This is a genomic window from Deltaproteobacteria bacterium, from assembly GCA_016874735.1.
Lineage (GTDB): Bacteria > Bdellovibrionota_B > Oligoflexia > Oligoflexales > CAIYRB01 > CAIYRB01.
On the sequence record VGTI01000041.1, the window covers coordinates 1 to 16,994 of the forward strand.

A 16,994-nucleotide genomic window follows, 5' to 3' on the forward strand; every position below is an offset into this window, starting at 1 on the left:
TACCAGTGGCGAGCGCTAAGTTTACGACCAGTGGTGGTCTCATCACTGGTGTTGAGGTGCAGCTTTATCGTTGGAACGGCAGCAACTACGTCAAGATCGACGACCTGTCTGGATTTAAACGCCTAGTTTCGACCTTCAAGGCTGGGTTCTCAAAAACCAATGGTGGTGATTTCGAAACCACGCTCAAAATTGGTGAGGACAACAAGATCACTGGCGTATTTAACGGGAACGAGAAGGATGAAAAGAACAGCGTACGTAATCCGCCATTCACAGTGAGTGAGGCTAGAGCTCTCGTTGTTTACTACGTGATTGGTAGTGCGAGTTACCGTCTTGAATTGCGCTAATCTCCATTTCTAAAAGCGCTCACAATTTTTCTCTCTCACTAAACAAAGCCGACTCTGCTGAGTCGGCTTTTTTACTGGCAATGTTCTTGAGTTGTGCCTCGACTTCTTGTAAGGCTACCGCTCTAACCAGGAGGTTGCCGCCATGTTGCGGCGTGTCATCTCACTTAGTACCGTGATTTTCGCTGTTTGTGCGAGTTCGTCGGGCTACGCGCAAGGGAAAATCAAGATCGTCGTCAGTGTGGACTGGGAAGGTGAGGATCTGCGCCCGGAAAATCTGCGGGCGATGGCTCAGTTTCGTCAGCACTTCCCCAACGTTCCGCTGCAACACTTTTTAAACGCGGCTTACTTCACTAAGCCAGGCGTCCAAGCGGCCTCCGTCACGCGCGCCATACGCTCTGTGCTGCGGCCCGGCGATGAGGAGGGGCTGCACATCCATGCATGGCGCAGTTTGGTTGAGGCTGCTGGTGTGCCGTTTAGGCTGGGTCCCTCTTTTGTGGACGAAGATGTGAAGCCTGAGCTTTGCGCCGAAGATTGCGGGATGGATGTAGCCTTGACGGCTTACAAAGTTCAAGAGTTGCGTAAAATTATTCGCACCAGTGTGACGATTCTGGAGGACCAGGGGTTCGCAACGGCGCGTAGCTTTCGCGCCGGTGGGTGGCAAGCTAACAATGCTGTACTTGAGGCCCTGGCTGACGAAGGATTTACGCTCGACTCTTCAGCGACCCACGCCCCCTATCTCCAAGAAGCGTGGGGCGCTTACAACCTCGTCAACTTCGTGGCCAAGCTTTGGCCTCATACGGCCCCAGAGTCTCAGCCCTATGTCCACGAAACGCATCGCGGCGGGGCGCTATGGGAGCTGCCCAATAACGGTTGCCTCGCCGATTACATGACGGCGTCCCAGATGAAGACGGCTTTTGCCAAGCAGATTGCCCTCCTCAGGCAAGACCCAAACCGCGACGTCTATCTCTCCATCGGGTTTCATCAAGAAACAGCACAGGACTGGTTAAGTCGGCTGAGGACTGGCCTAGTCCAAATCGAAAGCCTGGCCAAGGCCGAAAAAGTGGCGATTGAGTACGTCGTCGGTCCCTGGCCAAAGCCATAGTCGCAAACTTAAGTCCATTCGGTGTAGGTGAGGCGTAAATTGATCGGCCTAAAGTACTCGACGGCCGGCAGCCCACCTAAACTCGGATCGACCACAATGACGCTTAGATCCAGCTTTTCATCCAGGTCAATGCCGCGACTCACAAGTTTGGGGATGATCGACGTTAAGTCGATAGTGAAGTCTACGCTTGATGCACTGGCGTGACCCGCATGACTTGGATGGGAGAAGAATCCAAGCGTAGCGAGGAAGTGAGGATCTAAGTGCGATGTCGACTTTGTGACGCTTGGATGATTGGCAAAAAACTTAAGTAAAGTCTTCTGTCGATCCTGATCCTGCGGCACTGGAATACTCATGATCGTGAGCACGAGGCTGCACTTGTCGCTACCTCCGGCCAAGAACTTCTTCATGTAAGGCTTCATCTTGTCGTTGTAGGCGACGCTGGCCTTGATCAGCATATTGCTCGCGTCTACAGCAGTGACGGCGCGTAGACTTACAGACGATACCTTAAATGTTTCGCGCCGCGACTGTGGTTTAGGCGTGTCAGCCAAAGCAAGTTTGGCTGCTTGCAATTTATCGCTCACCGTATCGTAAGTATAGGGCTTGGGCATCTTAAGGGTGTCCAGGGTTCCACTGGGTGTTCCCGTCAGGGGGGCGCCCTTGGGATCCATAAATCCCGTGAGTTTAAAGTTGAGCCAAAACTCCGGCATCAGCTTACTGCGGGGATCCTGCTGTGCGTATGATGACTGATCAGGAACACTAGGAAGGCTACTCAGAGGGTGTTTGAGCGCCCATTCGGCCCACAGTCTATCGACATTGGCATGGTGCACCCAAAAGATGGGATCCAGGGGAGACGTGAAGGTCCCCATATTGCCACCGATTTGAGAATGCACTGTGTTATGCGGCGTACCCTCAAGCTGACCTATGGTGCTGAAGCCACGCTGATCGGGCGATGGTCCACTGGCGAATGAGTTGAAGTCCTTCACCTGCAGGATGCTGCCAATGACCTCCGCACTGCAAGATTCTGGTGGCAACTTTCCTTGCGGCGGAAAATAACGACTGGGATCGGCCAGGGGATTATCAACACCCCAAAATGGCGCTGGTATTCCAGCACTACCCTCGTGCCAAACCCAGTAGGGTAGCGCAAAGTCGTCGCTTAGCCCACCCTGTCGCAGAGCGTCACGGCAGGCCTCCTCAAAGTGGAATAGATACCAACGGTGCCACGGGAGAAAGAACCAGTTACCATGGGGACAGTAAGCCTCATGGAGCTTGGCCCAGGCTTGCCAACTGCCGTTCTTACGCATAATGCGGACTGCCGCCCGGTACGACTCCAGATCCTTAGCTCCAGCGGGAGAGTTCAGATTATTGCGAACCCTAACCCCAGCCGCTGCTGCCGATCCCTCTCCATAGGCAGAGCTGGATTTTTGCTTAGACCCTCCGGGAAGAGTCTTACAAGCAATCGTGGCGAAAGCACCTAAACCGACAGTGGTTGATACAAACTGACGCCGCGTCTTTGGGTTTTTCAAAAGTGCCCCCGAGGACTTTAGATTTACGGTTTGATGCAAATCATTTACCTGTGATTTTAGCAAGTATTTGGTCCACGGGCTAATATGGAAGGGAGAGTCCCTAGCTTGAGGAGTTCCTCGTCCATGGTGCAAGCCACGGAATCACGCCTGTCCAGACCTTTGACTTTAGTCCTTCTTGCCCTAACAGCCATGTGCTTCTGGCGTGCAGGGCTAAGCCAAGCCCTGCATTGGGATGATGACCGCTTTCTCGCCTTTGTTAGTAGTCAGGGATCATCGGGGACGGAGCCATTAGTCCGGATCTGGGGCCAGTTCGTCGAGGGCGATTACATCCCCATACCCTTGACGAGTTTCTGGCTAGAACAAGAAATTTTCAGATTTAGTCCGGGCCTGATCCACATCGACAACGTACTGATCCATCTTTTGAACGTACTGCTGTTGCTGCGTTTACTAAACTTAATAAATTTGCCCGCGTTCACGTCACTTTTCGTTGTACTTTGTTTTGCCGTCCACCCTTTGCAGGTTGAGCCGGTACTTTGGCTGAGTGATCGCAAAAGCTTACTTAACGGCACAGGTTTATTACTTGCGCTCTGGTGCTACCAGCGATTTACTTTGCTGACGGAGCCGCGGAGGACCATGTACTTTATCGGTTACTGTGCGGCTTTCCTTTGTTCCCTGCTCTGCAAAGCAACGACCCTGCTACTACCGTTTGGCCTCGTCGTCTTTGAGTGGCTTATCTGCCGTCAACACTTAGGTAAACGTAAGCTCTGTCAACTAATCCCAATCACGTTAGCATGCGCCTTTGGCGGCCTAAGAATGTACGCCCTAGCAGCGCATGTTGGGATTGAGTCATCGGCTATCTTCTCTCCCGCACGCCTGCTCACTGCCATCGCGGCATCGCTGACAGCGATAGGCCACTACCTGAAGGCTTTTTTCTGGCCGCTGGAGCTGTCTCCTTTCTATGCCACCTATGACAGGTTTCCTCATGCCACCCTGCTCGCTTTTGCGGGCTTGGCTTTGCTGAGCCTTTGGGGTGCATTGGCAGCGTGGACGCGTAGCTCGCTGCAATGGACGAGCTTATTGCTGTACCTAATCTTTCTCGTCCCTGTGCTCCCGCTCTTTCCGCGCGCCAATTTTGTCAACGATCGTTACATGTACCTACCCATAATCGGACTCAGCTGCTCTGTCGGTCACATGCTCAACTTGGTGGCCCAAAAACTGCGTTGGCCCCGGACCGCGCAACTTGCTTTGCTCCTAGCTGTGGCTTTGGCATTTGCGCTATGCAGCGAGCACCAAAGTCGCATGTGGCAAAACGACGAGACTTTTTGGAAGATGGCGGCCAACCGCAATCCACGTAGTGCCCTCGTTTTGAACAATTTAGCGATGCATCTGCGCGATAGGGGACAAGTCGTCGAGGCTACCGCCACGCTACGCTACGCTCTGGATCTGCCGCCAGAACCGACAGCACCGCGGGGGGCACTTTGGCTAAACTTAGGCGATTTACACGGCGAGAGTAAATGGCCCACACTCTTCAATTTGAACACTGCCCTCACCTGCTACCAGCAGGCTCTTGCGTCCGCAGATCGGCCCCAGGACCGTCTGCAGGCGCTGCTGCGCCTTAAAGCGGTTCACAGTTACCTGGGGCGCACGGAGGATGCTGCCGCTATCGAAGCGCAGCTGCGTCAACAGCCTTAAATCAATATATGCAACAAAATCATCTGGTTAATTAATAACCTTCCATCAAACCCGCGAGTTCCACTATACTGCCGGGCTCAAGCCTCGAGATTACCTAAAGGAATCATCTGTAATGAGTGATGCTGGACAGAAAATCATTTACTCCATGGTCCGCGTAGCCAAGACCCACCGTTCGACCGGTAAGCAGGTGCTACGGGACATCTCGTTATCCTACTTTTATGGGGCCAAGATCGGCGTCCTCGGTCTCAACGGCGCCGGTAAGTCTACCCTCCTCAGAATCATGGCTGGAGTGGATAAAGAGTTTGCCGGCGAAGCGCATCTGACCGAGGGCTACAAGGTAGGCTTTCTCCCCCAAGAACCGCAACTGGACGACACGAAGACCGTCAAAGAAATTGTCCAGGAAGGTTGCGGCGAGGTTGTGGCCCTCCTGCAAGAATTCGAGGACATCAATAATAAACTAGGTGATGAGAACCTTGATCCAGACGACATGGACAAGCTGATCACTCGGCAGGCCGAGGTCCAAGACAAGCTTGACGCCATGGACGCCTGGAATCTCGACGACAAACTCAACTTCGCCATGGACGCGCTGCGGTGTCCTCCACCCGACCAATGCGTTAAAGAACTCTCCGGTGGCGAGCGTCGTCGGGTGGCCCTGACTAGACTCCTTCTCAAAGAGCCTGACATCCTACTCTTGGACGAACCGACTAACCACTTGGACGCCGAGAGTGTGCAGTGGCTTGAGAAACATCTGCAAGAGTATAAAGGTACCGTCATCGCCGTCACTCACGACCGCTACTTCCTTGATAACGTCGCGGGTTGGATTCTTGAGCTCGATCGTGGCCACGGCATCCCGTGGAAGGGCAATTACTCTTCGTGGCTGGAGCAGAAACAAAAACGCCTCGCCAACGAAGAGAAGGCCGAGGACAAGCGTCGCAAGACTCTCGAGCGCGAGCTCGAGTGGATTCGTATGAGCCCCAAAGCCCGTCAGGCCAAGAGCAAGGCGCGGATCACGGCCTATGAAAACTTGGCAGCTGAGGAGCAAGAGCGGACGCAGGACGATCTACGCCTCTTCATCCCGCCAGGCCCAAGGCTTGGTGATGTGGTCATCCGCTTTGAGAACGTTGCCAAAGCCTACGACGACAAGCTGCTCTATGAGGGCCTTAACTTCGATCTGCCGCGCGGCGGCATCGTCGGCATCATCGGACCCAACGGCGCCGGTAAGACTACGCTTTTCCGCATGATCAGTGGTCAGGAAGAGCCGAATAACGGCAAAGTGGTCCTAGGTGAGACGGTTAAGCTTGGCTACATGGAACAGTCGCGCCTCGTTCTGGATCCGAAAAAGAGCGTCTACGACGTACTCTCGGGTGGCAACGAGGTTATGAAGCTCGGCAAGCGCGAGGTGAATGCCCGGACTTTTGTCGGGCGCTTTAACTTTTCCGGCCCGGATCAGCAAAAGTCAGTGTCAGAACTCTCCGGTGGGGAGCGCAACCGGGTGCAGCTGGCCCTGCTCATTAAAGAAGAAGCCAACGTCATCCTGCTTGACGAACCTACCAACGACCTCGACGTCAACACCTTGCGCGCTCTCGAAGAAGCCCTCATCGACTTCCCGGGTTGTGCCGTGGTGATTAGTCACGATAGGTGGTTCCTCGACCGGATCGCCACTCACATCCTAGCCTTCGAGGGGGACAGTAAACTGGTTCTATTTGAAGGTGGTTACTCCGACTACGAACGTAATCGCCGCGAGCGCCTGGGCCGTGAGGCTGACACGCCGAAGCGGATCCGCTACGCCAAGCTGAAGCGCTGAGACGTCAAAGCGCTCGGAAACTGGCTGAGACATGGTGAGACATGAGAAAGGGCCCGTCAGGGCCCTTTTTGATAGGAACGTTTAGTTAAACATGCTCTCAAGATCCTTGGGCACCGAGCTGACTACGTCGCCAATCAGCCCGACGTTCACTCCGGACCACTCGCGGCGATACCTAACCACCTGCGACTGCCGTCCAGGCAGTTGGATGGTCAAGGTCTGGGCGTCGACCCACTGGATGTCGAGTAGTTCCTCTGACGGCAGGACTAATACCGTCGAGTTATCCCCCAACTTACCGTCCTTCACTTTGTAGAGGCGCACCTCGGTGGCGACCGCCATACTTGTGCCGCAGTCGACTTTGAATTGTTGGGCCATAAACTCACCCGTCGGGCTCGCTACCGCCTGAAGCTCACCACGTTTACACCGGTCCTTCCAGACCAAAGCCAGACCTAAGAATGGTAGGAGCAATAGCACTACGAGCACCAGGCCACGCTTTAGTTTGGAGGTCTTATTGTTCGCGGGCGCTGCGGCTCCCTCGGGATTTGAAGCGTTGTCGTTTAAATTTGTTTGGCTGAGATTTTCGCTCATAACTGTCAGTCGCCCTTTCCGCAAAGACGAAGGCAATACCGCCCTCGGGCGTGAGTTGAAGTCGGGCGTTAAATGGACGCCCAAACTTGGATGTAAAACCTTGAAGCTCGTCGGTGATACGCGTCGCGATCAGAGCCTTTACCTCGGCCTGAGTCAGTTCTCTCTTACACAGGATCCTGGGTATCATCAAGCCACTTGGATTTTGTTCACCCCTGGCAAAGGCAGCAAGGCGCGTCATACAAACATAGGCGCCCCGTGTCTCTACCACCTGGCAGCCTTCAGGGTGCACGGGACAGGCGGCGACAACGACCCGCTCAACCGGTGGTCCGTCACTAGGCGCCTTAGAGGCGCCTTGACGCCCAGACTTACTACCAAACCGAGTCCCTGCTCCCCTACCCTTTGGACCTCTACCCATGGCTCCATGAGAATCAGAGCTAACAAACGGATCACTGTCGGCCGCAGCTTCGCCGTCCTGGCTGCGCACCACGACCTTGCCCGTGCGGATTACAAGCTGCGCTTTGTAGTCTTGTTTAGACTTGGTCTTGAAGCCCTCGAGTTCGCCCGTCGCGCCATCCTCAACCAAAGTCGTGGCATTGCTGCGGTCTAGATAGCGCCCTGAGATCTCCTTCCACATACGAAAGCCACAACCAGTGTTGGGAGCAGTCACTGTGGCGCAGGCGTAGTAAAGACCCCGTTCAAAAACTTTAGGCACGCCGAGCGCAAACTCCGCGTCACTTGCGGCACAGACCGGACAGTCGCCAAGCGGGTTATCGTCCGGGTAGAGTTGTTGCCAATCTAGCTTCTTGGCCGCATTGACAACCTCAGTCGTATAGCGGCTGATCTCTGTCATGAATGTTTGCTCGGGCCTCTTACCAGATTCCACCTCGGCCAGCTCTAACTCTAACCTAGCCGTGAGCTCGGGCGACGTCAGCCGCACGACGTTGAGTCGCTGCAGCGTCAGAATAAGATGAATGCCTTTAAACGTCGGTCGCAGTGTCTCATCGACGTATTCTTTGATCTTGAGATTCTGGATGATGTCGGCCCGTGTGGCGGCAGTACCTAGTCCCTCGGCACTGTTGAGCGCTGCCTGTAGTTCTTCGTTATCTATCTGTCGCCCCGCATGTTCCATAAGGCTCAGTAGTCCGGCCTCGTTGATGCGAGATGGTGGCTTAGTAACTTCAGCCTTCAGGTTACGGTTAGTAATCTGGACGTTGGCATCCTTGTGCTTGAGCGGCGGAAGCTCTTTCGCCGTACCGTCCTCGGTCTGTCTATCGTAAACACTGAGCCATCCCAGTACGCGCAGAGCTTCCAGAGGCCCCGTCTTAAAATGGTGCCCACCACTCACGGTAATACGCTTGACGCGGTCGTAGACCGCAGGCGGGTGGAAGGTCGCAAGAAACCGCCGCACCACTGCATCAAAAAGCTTGGCATCGTCGCCGCTCAAGCCCTTGAGCTTACCCGTTGGGATGATGGCAAAGTGGTCGCTGACTCCAGCATCGTTAAACGTACGCTTGTCATTGCAGCGGCCGTTCCTCAGAATAGTGGCCGCAGCATCACCGTAGGTGTCGTGTCCGGCCAGGGCCTTAACCAACCTATCTACTTCAGCTCTGTAGTCGCTCGGCAAACATTGTGAACTCGTCCGTGGATAAGTAATGACCTTATGACTCTCGTAGCAGCGCTGCGCCGCCTCGAGTGTCCTCTTAGAGGTCCACTTGTAACGTTGCGCCATATACTTCTGCAGCCCGGTCAGATGGAAGAGATAGGGCGCATGCCTCAAGCTCTCATCTCTAGTCTCGTTGGCGACCCCCGTGGCCCCATCAAGGCTGGCTGCAATCGCTTGAGCCTTGGACTCATCAAATAGGCGATCATCGCGCAGCTCAGGCTGCGTCTCGCTGGCGCGAAACTGAGGGTTAAACCAAGTGCCCTCGTAGCTGTGATCGCCAGCATCAAATGTCACGGTGAGGCGCCAATAGGGCCTAGGTCGATGACCTAGGATCTGGAGCTCCCGGTCGACCAAAAGAGCCAGCGTCGGAGTCTGCACCCTACCCACCGACCACGGCACCCGCTCGCTGCGCGTGCGCAAGCGCTGGCTGAAGGCGCGCGTAGCATTCATGCCTATCAACCAATCACTGCGGGCACGGCAGGCAGCGGCTGCACCGAGACCATCGAGGTCAGTCCCGTCCCGCAGCGACTGAAAGCCGGCGCGGATCGCCTCGGTCGTCATCGATTGCAGCCAAAGGCGCCTGACCCACTGCTTGGCGCCGACAAAGTCGACAATCTCGCGAAAGATGAGTTCCCCCTCACGAGCGGCGTCACAGGCATTGATGAGGCAGTTGACGTCGGCCCGCTCGATGAGGGAACGCAGTATTTTAATCCGCTGCTCATGCCCAGGGACGGGCTTCAATTGAAAGGCCTTGGGAATAATCGGCAGCAGCGCGATGTTCCAGCTGCGGTAGGCGCGATCGATCTCCTCTGGCTCGAGCAGGCTGAAGATGTGACCGACAGCAAAGCTACAAATGTAGCGATCGCTCTCCCAGTAAGCCCCACCCGATTTGGCCGTGAAGCCACCGAGAGCCTCGACGATGTCGCGGGCAACACTAGGTTTTTCGGTTATGATGAGGGCTTTGGCCACGGGCAACCTCCAGTGGAAGGTTGTACCATGGCCCTAGCTAGAAAGCTCACAGTATCCGCCAAGTTGGACGGACATGAGCTAGTCTCAAAGAGGCTGCTTAGGCTTCGGCAGCGGCTTCTTTGGCCTTAGGCTTGAGAACTTTGACCTTACCTGCTGCCTGGAGAGCCTTAGTTTTCTCCTCACCGTTGATCAGGCCACCGCCACGCTTGCGCACTGCAAAACGACCGTTACGACGCTTAACGACTTTATAATCACTGGCTTTCTTGATGGCCACCGGGGTATCCTCCTGGTCAGATCATGGGATAAAAAACGAACCCATCTTTTATCCCCCGATACCCGTTACGTCAATCATCTGTAGCAGAGGAGCCGCGACCTTGACCGAAGCAAAGTCACAGAAGCCGCACTTCACCGAAAGCCCACTCAACGGACTCATCTTCAACATCGTGTTACCAGCGGTCATTTTGTTCAAGCTGAGCGCGCCTGAACGCCTTGGACCCATGGGCGCGCTCGTGGCAGGCCTTATCTTCCCCACAGGTTTTGGCCTCTACGACTTCTACCTGCGTCGCAAGGCCAACCCCATTTCGATCCTTGGGTTCATCAGTATACTGGCCACTGGTGGCTTTGGTCTCATGCATCTGGATGCCAAATGGTTTGCCGTGAAAGAGGCAACCATTCCGTCGCTCATGGGCATCGCCGTTCTGGCCTCGCTCAAAACCAAGACGCCCTTTGTGCGCACGCTGCTTTATAACGACAAGGTGATGGACGTTGCCCTGGTCGACCAGGAGCTGGCGACACGCGGCAATACGGAGCAGTTTGAAAAATTACTCACCTCGACCACATTTCTACTGGCAGCGTCGTTCCTCCTGAGCGCTGCGCTCAATTACACGCTGTCCACGCTGATCATCAAGAGCCCAGCAGGGTCGGTAGAGTTTAATCAAGAGCTAGGACGCATGACGGCCATAAGCTACCCTGCCATCGTCCTTCCTTGCATGGTGATCACCATGGTTGCGCTTTGGCGCCTCGTCGTAGGCATCAAAGCGCTTACTGGTCTCGATTTCGATACGGTATTTAAACAAAAACCGACGACAGTTAATGCTACTGCCAAACAAGACTGAGATAACCCGTCCACAGGGTCAACGCTCGGTCAGCCCGACCGGCTCCCGGCTCGGTGGCCCAACGCGCCACCTTGTTCGCGATAGCCTCAGGTCCGGATTCACTGATCATCATCCTGGTCACAGGTGCCGTCAGCTTGCTGCCGGAGCGTCGCAGACACTCCGCCATACGGCCGGGGCCGCGTAGGCACTGCGATAGACTGAAGCTGTCACCCTCATACTGCAGCACGGGGTAAAGTTTGTTGGCATCAAAACCGGCAAGCTCCTTAGCCTTAGCCAACGCCACGTCGAGACCGCCGATCTCATCGACGAGGCCAATTTCCTTAGCCTGCAGTCCGGTGTAAACGCGGCCCTGGGCAATGGCCTCCACCTTCTCGACTGGGATCTTGCGGCCCTCAGCTACCTTGCGTGTGAAGGTCCGGTACACGTACGCGATGTTTCTGTCGAGTAAGGCCTTATCCTCGGCACTTGCCTTGCTGCCGAGGTCGAGGAGCTGCTTGCGATCACTAGAGCTCACCATGTGGAAGTTAACCCCCCATTTGTCGCCAAAGGCCTCAGCGCTCGGTAGCATGCCGATGACACCGATCGATCCCGTGATCGTCGTCGGTTCGGCATAGATGCGGCTGGCCGGTGCAGCGATGTAGTAACCGCCTGACGCCGCATAGGCCCCCATTGACACTATGACCGGCTTGGTAGCTGCCAAGGCATTGATGTCGTTCCATATCATGTCAGACGCCGTAGCTGATCCACCGGGACTGGAAATGCGCAGCACGATCGCTTTGACGTCTTTATCATTTTGCGCCCAGAGTAGCTCTTTGCGCATATCCTTGGGATTGATGCCCGAGTCGCTACCAGTAGGACCCGAGGACTCTGCGCTCATATGGATCTCGCCAGTGGCGTTGATGAGCGCGATCCCGCCCTTATCGCTGACCACCTCCTTTTGTTCAGGATCTCGTTTGGTGGCTGCTAGGTAGTCCTCAAGATGCAGTTTGTCTTCATCCTCCACCTGTTGCTCGTTGCTAGGCAAGTAGCCCAGCACATCGACGATACCAGCCTGCCGCGCCTCCTCGGGCGTGAAGAGCGACTTTTTAAACCAACCGCGGACTGTGGACTCATCCTTACCACGCCCAGCGACGACAGCAGCAACGATGTGGTCAAGCAAGCTCGATTGCATGCTGTTATATTCCTCGAGTGTGGGTTCACTCGGCGTGTTCTGGACAAAGGGCTCGAAGGCGGACTTGTACTTGCCGGCCCGCACCACCTCAAACGATAGCCCAAGTTTCTTGAGTGCGTCGCCAAAGTAGACAAGCTGAAAGGTGGGTCCCGGGAGCGACAGCTCTCCGGCAGGGTTCAAAGTAATTTTAGTCCCTGCCGACGCCACGTAATAAGTCCAATCGCTGACGTCAGCCAGGTAGACTTGAACCGGTTTACCACTTGTCTCCCGAAACTGGGCGATCGCCTTCCTAAGCGCCGCATACTCCGCAGGTGTAGCCCTGACTGGCATGATGTTGATGGCAAATTCCTTGATGCGATCATCCTTGGCAGCTTTGGTGAGCGCCTTGCGAATGGTCGGGAGATAGATCTCATCCTCACCACCTAGGAGCCGACTCATCACTAACTCGGAGAAGCTCGGCTCCACCTCAGTCACGCGGCCACTAAGCTCCAGCCAAAGTACCGACGGCTTATCTTTGGACAAGCTCACCTTGGGTAAATCGAGTTCCATACTACTGCCGCGCTTGAGTGCTACGCCCACGGTGAACAGCAGGACCGTAGTCATAATCCCGACAAACACGAGGTAGTTGCGCAGTAGGCGCCAAAAACCAAACCACAGCCGGACGAAGAAGTTGGAACTTTTATCGGTCATAAGGTTGCGAATCCTGTCCAATAAATGGGTTTGGAACGCTGCCTCGGCGGCTAAAGCCCTGACAGCGTCTAACCAATATGCAGGAGCAAGAAAAAAATTACGAATAGTTATTGAGGCTTGCCGCCCCTCGGGGCGCGGCCTAAGCCTTGCATAAAAATCCTAATGAATAGCCGTTTTTAAGACACGGGCAGCGCCCCTACCCGGCTCACTCAGGGACCTATATGCAGAACTACTTGCGACCCATAGTGTTTCGCTCCCAGCACAAACCACGATTTTTCGAGATCGATCCCTACGGTCATTTGAGCATGGTGCACTATGCGGCATACTTTATCGAGCACAGGTTCCAGGGTATGGCCCAACACTGTGGTCTCAATGCACAGGCGTTGGCCGACATGGGTATCGCGATTTTCTGCGCCAATTTCAGTGTCGACTTCAAAAGTCCAGTTTTCTTGGACACAGAATTTACGATCGAATCGCATATTGTGAGCCACGGTGGCTCCACGGCCGTCGTCGCTTGTGCTATGCACGACCCTGACGGCAAACTACTGGCAAGCTGCCTACTCACCGTCGCCTGTATCGATATCCAGCGCGGCAAACCCACGCGCTGGCCAGAGGCTGTCCTACGACGGTTTTTCCATGACGCCACCTCCACTGAGCGATCGCCTGATGTGGCTTACTCCGCTTGAGAGGTCTTAGTTCGGGGTCAAAGTCAGCGTGAAACTAGGCGCCTGGATGGAGTTGGTCTGGTCCACCTCAGATTCACTCACGGTATTTTGCCAATTGACCCAAATATCAAGGCGTCGGTCCTGCGCTTTGGCCACGGTAAATGGTTGGTCATAGGTCAAAACGGGATTGTCCAAGGTGATCGCAAGGTCATCCTGATAACGCCCAGCACCTGTGACAGCGGAGTCAAAGGTCACGGCGATACTAGAATAAACAACGCCAGCATCAGTAGCCATGTCGTACGTAGTAATGATCTGCGGGCGACTAATAATGCGCAAATCGATAGGTTCACCGTCGTATCCAGTGACCGTGGTCCCATCTGATTTGGTTAAGACTACGGACTTTAGGGTGTAGAGTTGAAATATGGGGTCTTGTGTGCCCACGGCACCCTCTGGCACTGCTGCATTACCGGTCATAGCAATGTTGAGTTTAGTGGTGACCGTCGTCGCGCTGAGTACGTCGGCGCATCCGCTAAGGATGATGAGGCATGTCAGCTCAGCGGTTCGCTTTATAACGGAAGTAGGAAAATGTACCATACGTAAATTGATGCTCTGGTTATGGTTAGAACTTGCGTGTGTTCCCTGACTCACGCCTGATCGCACTAGGGTAACGTAAAGCGAAACACCTTGGCTTGGTAACTATCTCTGCCACCGGCCACGGCGTAATTGATGGCCATGAGATGCTTTCTGGCATCAACGCTGCGGCTGATGGCACGTGCTACTTGCGGTGCGCCTAAGGCCAAAGTATCCAGCCTTATCATGCTACCATCGCCAATCGCGCGTTGCACAATCGGGCGCCCTAGAACGTCTAGTTTGGCCCCAACACCCGAGTCTTCGATAAAGCGTAAAGCTTCAGCCGGAGTGATCCCTGGCTGAGGCGTAACGATGACCTGGTCAGTTCTAATGGCTCGCAAAGTCGGGTGGTCGTTCGATCCCAACCAGACGGCATTCGCACTGCTCATGGTCCAATGATCGAGAAGGAGCGGCAACCTAAAAGCCAAATAGCCCTCATCCGTGGCTACCACTGCCACCCACGCGGCATCATCTGGTGCAAACACAGGGGCTGCGAGCCAAATATCGACAGTCATGCCGCGGGTCAGTTTTTGTGGGGCTGCACTGCGGTAGAGAAAATTACGCAAGTGGTCGTAGAACCGCGCATGGAATTCAGTTTTGTTGAATTTGTAAATTTTGCCGATGACCTGCACGGAGTAGTAGCGCTCGCGTTCACAAATCGTCACCGGATGCTGCGCGTTCTCCTTACTTATGTTGTAGCAAGGGTCAGAGCCTCCACTCAGCACGGGATCACTCGGTGAGCGGAGGAATAAATAGGAGCAACCACTGGTGCTAAGTCCCAGTATGATGGCTACAAGCCTCATTATGATCGCCATTGTCAGTGCCTCCGCATGACTTACGGGTCGGCAAGTTTTGCCCGGGGCTTGAGGCAGATGGATTGGTAGACCCTAAGTAAACGGGATTACTTTGAGCTAAGTTGGGCTGTTAGAGGCGATGGGTGAATTGCATGGCGTGCCGTCTTGGTTCAAAAATCCCCGATAGAAATCGCATAGCCACGACGCGGTTCCCAGAGGGTATTTTTGGCGTTCAAAATTGGGATGTTGAATACTGCTGGCTTAGTGACGCAAACTACTAAGATAGCGTCATCAAAATGTAGTTTTTATGCATCTATCAACCTCTTGACGGAGGTTCGACCGATTTGAAGGCGCCGTGCAATCTCTGATTGGCTTACTCCTCGTTTATGAAGAGTCTTAACCTTATCGGCATGCATACCGGCTGTCAGTGGTCGGCCATGTGGTCGGCCTTTTTTACGCGCTTCAGCAATCCCAGCTCTAATTCTTTCGGAAAGAAGATCCCGCTCGAATTCAGCAAAAACGCTGAGCATGCCAGCGAATGCCCGACCTGATGGGGTTGTGAAGTCAAGTGCTTCAGTAATGGAAACAAAACCAACACCTACTTCTGTTAGGGTTTGCAATGATGAAACTAAATCCACAATGGACCGGCCCCAGCGATCAAGCTTCCAGACAATGATGGCATCAATTTCCCGTCGAATTGCGGCGCTGATAAGATCTTGTCGCTTCTGTCGGTGAGCTCTTCCTGATCCGACTTCTTCTACTACTGAAACAAGTTGCCACTTTCTCTTACGAGCATAGGATTTCATAGCCGTTATCTGAGCTGAAAGTGTCTTTTGATCTGATGTTGAGACTCTTGCATAGCATGCAGCTCGCATGTTTACCCCCTGCCCAAAAACCTATTAAAAATTAGCGGCGAGCGCCGCGGCTTTTACTGCATTAAATTTTCTAAATCTCACCTGCCTAAAAACTATAGTTTTTAGGCAAGTAAGCCTATCATCCTATATTGCAATTCATCAACTAATCGAGGTCCCATTATGTCACCCGCTCTGCTGCCCTTTGGATATTTAATTGGTGCTGAGGAGTTTGCTCGATTTGTAACCAGTTCGCCCGGGAAGCGAAGGCGTATTTACCCCCCTGACGTGACGCTTCGGGCCTTTTTGTCTCAAGTTGTTGGTCGGGCTGGATCATGCCAAGAAGCCGTCACAGAGGTCTGTTTGGCAAATACACTCAATTCCAAGCGGTCGCCCTCGCTCAACACGGCATCCTACTCCAGAGCACGAGGTCGTCTGAATGTTGCTGCCATCAAGGACTTGGCGCCCCACCTTGAGGACAAAATGAAGTTCTCACAGCCACTTAAGGAAGCACTAGACGCTATGAGACAAAGGATTACAAACAAGGACGGTAGGCCGATGTATTGAAGCAGTAAGTGTTGAGCCTAAAGTAGCAGTATTCATGGGATGTTTTTTGAAAATTCGAAGACCACTAAAGCAATTGCGTAAAGACACCGATAAGAGTACTGTTAAAGATACTTCGATGCATCATTGCATCCATCCGTCCGGAGAAATATATGGAATTCAAAACGGTTACAGTTACCGACCTAAAAAAAGATGCCAATAGGCTGTTTGCTGATGTGAGCCGAGATAAACCCCTACGGATTCTTCACAGAGCGCATGACATCAAGGTGGTGATCACATTGGACCACTACCTAGACCTCATTGCCTATTGGCAGAGCGGGACAAAAACCCAACCCACAGAAAGAACCCCTCTCGGTGAGCAGCTACAGCGCGTACAGCGAGAATTTAACGAGCTAAACAAAATATTAGATACTGACGCTGATGATGGAGGAGTACGACTTGGCAGCAAAGTGGCGCTACCGTAATAAAGAAGTCGAACATCAGGTTGAACTGCGTGCCTTACAGAAAGCTCTTTTTACGGGTGACCTTGGTACAGCTGCTCGGTATCTGCAAAAGATTGATGAGCTGATTAAAAATATTGAGGCCTTTCCATACATGGGACAGGCATGCGGTAAAGCAAATTACAGGTACAGTGTGCTCGGTACCGCATCACCCGGAGAAGGTGATGTATTGGTGTGGAGCTGGGACGGGATTAACTTAGTCGGTGAAGGTATCTACCAAAGCTTGCCGCCTGAATATTTGCCATAAGTTTTTGGCCCTAATTCACACCGGTCTCCGCAATGTTCAACCGGTAGGCGCTGGCGCCGCCAGCGCCTACCGTCGCTAGCACACC

Annotated in this window: 15 protein-coding genes; 8 read left to right on the forward strand and 7 right to left on the reverse strand. The window is 53.9% G+C overall.

The window, feature by feature from the left end:
- Positions 1 to 486 precede the first annotated feature (486 nt).
- Positions 487 to 1,446 carry a hypothetical protein gene (locus tag FJ146_14470; GenBank protein ID MBM4253170.1) on the forward strand — a complete coding sequence of 320 codons (960 nt, stop codon included), beginning with the start codon at positions 487 to 489 and terminating at the stop codon, positions 1,444 to 1,446.
- Positions 1,447 to 1,454: 8 nt separating this feature from the next.
- Here the strand turns inward: FJ146_14470 and FJ146_14475 are convergent, their stop codons facing one another.
- On the reverse strand, positions 1,455 to 2,969 hold the full coding sequence (locus FJ146_14475) for a tyrosinase family protein (GenBank protein ID MBM4253171.1): 1,515 nt from the start codon (positions 2,967 to 2,969) through the stop codon (positions 1,455 to 1,457).
- A 123-nt stretch (positions 2,970 to 3,092) separates the two neighbouring features.
- On the opposite strand from FJ146_14475, the gene FJ146_14480 reads away from it, so the two are divergent.
- Positions 3,093 to 4,661, forward strand: coding sequence for a tetratricopeptide repeat protein (locus FJ146_14480; protein MBM4253172.1), 1,569 nt, complete (start codon positions 3,093 to 3,095; stop codon positions 4,659 to 4,661).
- A gap of 112 nt (positions 4,662 to 4,773) precedes the next feature.
- On the forward strand, positions 4,774 to 6,465 hold the full coding sequence (gene ettA / locus FJ146_14485; protein ID MBM4253173.1) for an energy-dependent translational throttle protein EttA: 1,692 nt from the start codon (positions 4,774 to 4,776) through the stop codon (positions 6,463 to 6,465).
- Positions 6,466 to 6,546: 81 nt separating this feature from the next.
- Here the strand turns inward: ettA and FJ146_14490 are convergent, their stop codons facing one another.
- Together FJ146_14490 and FJ146_14495 are read right to left on the reverse strand one after the other, a co-directional pair.
- Positions 6,547 to 7,050 (reverse strand): hypothetical protein, encoded by a 504-nt coding sequence (locus tag FJ146_14490; GenBank protein ID MBM4253174.1) that lies wholly within the window; start codon positions 7,048 to 7,050, stop codon positions 6,547 to 6,549.
- On the reverse strand, positions 6,971 to 9,688 hold the full coding sequence (locus tag FJ146_14495) for a hypothetical protein (GenBank protein MBM4253175.1): 2,718 nt from the start codon (positions 9,686 to 9,688) through the stop codon (positions 6,971 to 6,973). Before FJ146_14495 ends, FJ146_14490 begins: the two co-directional genes overlap by 80 nt.
- A gap of 368 nt (positions 9,689 to 10,056) precedes the next feature.
- Here FJ146_14495 and FJ146_14500 point away from each other — a divergent pair, with 368 nt between their 5' ends.
- Complete coding sequence (locus FJ146_14500) at positions 10,057 to 10,797, forward strand: MFS transporter (protein MBM4253176.1); 741 nt, start codon at positions 10,057 to 10,059, stop codon at positions 10,795 to 10,797.
- On the opposite strand, the gene sppA is transcribed toward FJ146_14500, so the two are convergent.
- Positions 10,778 to 12,658, reverse strand: coding sequence for a signal peptide peptidase SppA (gene sppA / locus FJ146_14505; protein ID MBM4253177.1), 1,881 nt, complete (start codon positions 12,656 to 12,658; stop codon positions 10,778 to 10,780). The genes FJ146_14500 and sppA overlap by 20 nt on opposite strands.
- A 221-nt stretch (positions 12,659 to 12,879) precedes the next feature.
- Here sppA and FJ146_14510 point away from each other — a divergent pair, with 221 nt between their 5' ends.
- Complete coding sequence (locus tag FJ146_14510) at positions 12,880 to 13,344, forward strand: acyl-CoA thioesterase (GenBank protein MBM4253178.1); 465 nt, start codon at positions 12,880 to 12,882, stop codon at positions 13,342 to 13,344.
- 6 nt (positions 13,345 to 13,350) lie between these two features.
- Here FJ146_14510 and FJ146_14515 read toward each other — a convergent pair whose 3' ends face one another.
- The 3 genes from FJ146_14515 to FJ146_14525 form a co-directional block, all read right to left on the reverse strand.
- Positions 13,351 to 13,917 (reverse strand): hypothetical protein, encoded by a 567-nt coding sequence (locus FJ146_14515; GenBank protein MBM4253179.1) that lies wholly within the window; start codon positions 13,915 to 13,917, stop codon positions 13,351 to 13,353.
- Positions 13,918 to 13,982: 65 nt separating this feature from the next.
- Positions 13,983 to 14,768, reverse strand: a complete 786-nt coding sequence (locus FJ146_14520) for a hypothetical protein (protein MBM4253180.1) — start codon at positions 14,766 to 14,768, stop codon at positions 13,983 to 13,985.
- Between the two features lie 284 nt (positions 14,769 to 15,052).
- Positions 15,053 to 15,622: a recombinase family protein gene (locus FJ146_14525; GenBank protein MBM4253181.1), complete on the reverse strand. Its 570-nt coding sequence runs from the start codon at positions 15,620 to 15,622 to the stop codon at positions 15,053 to 15,055.
- Between the two features lie 159 nt (positions 15,623 to 15,781).
- On the opposite strand from FJ146_14525, the gene FJ146_14530 reads away from it, so the two are divergent.
- The 3 genes from FJ146_14530 (at position 15,782) to FJ146_14540 (ending at position 16,909) form a co-directional block, all read left to right on the forward strand.
- Positions 15,782 to 16,165, forward strand: a complete 384-nt coding sequence (locus FJ146_14530) for a hypothetical protein (protein MBM4253182.1) — start codon at positions 15,782 to 15,784, stop codon at positions 16,163 to 16,165.
- 149 nt (positions 16,166 to 16,314) lie between these two features.
- Positions 16,315 to 16,626, forward strand: coding sequence for a hypothetical protein (locus tag FJ146_14535; GenBank protein ID MBM4253183.1), 312 nt, complete (start codon positions 16,315 to 16,317; stop codon positions 16,624 to 16,626).
- Positions 16,601 to 16,909: a hypothetical protein gene (locus tag FJ146_14540; protein ID MBM4253184.1), complete on the forward strand. Its 309-nt coding sequence runs from the start codon at positions 16,601 to 16,603 to the stop codon at positions 16,907 to 16,909. The genes FJ146_14535 and FJ146_14540 overlap by 26 nt, the downstream gene beginning before the upstream one ends.
- Positions 16,910 to 16,994: the final 85 nt, after the last annotated feature.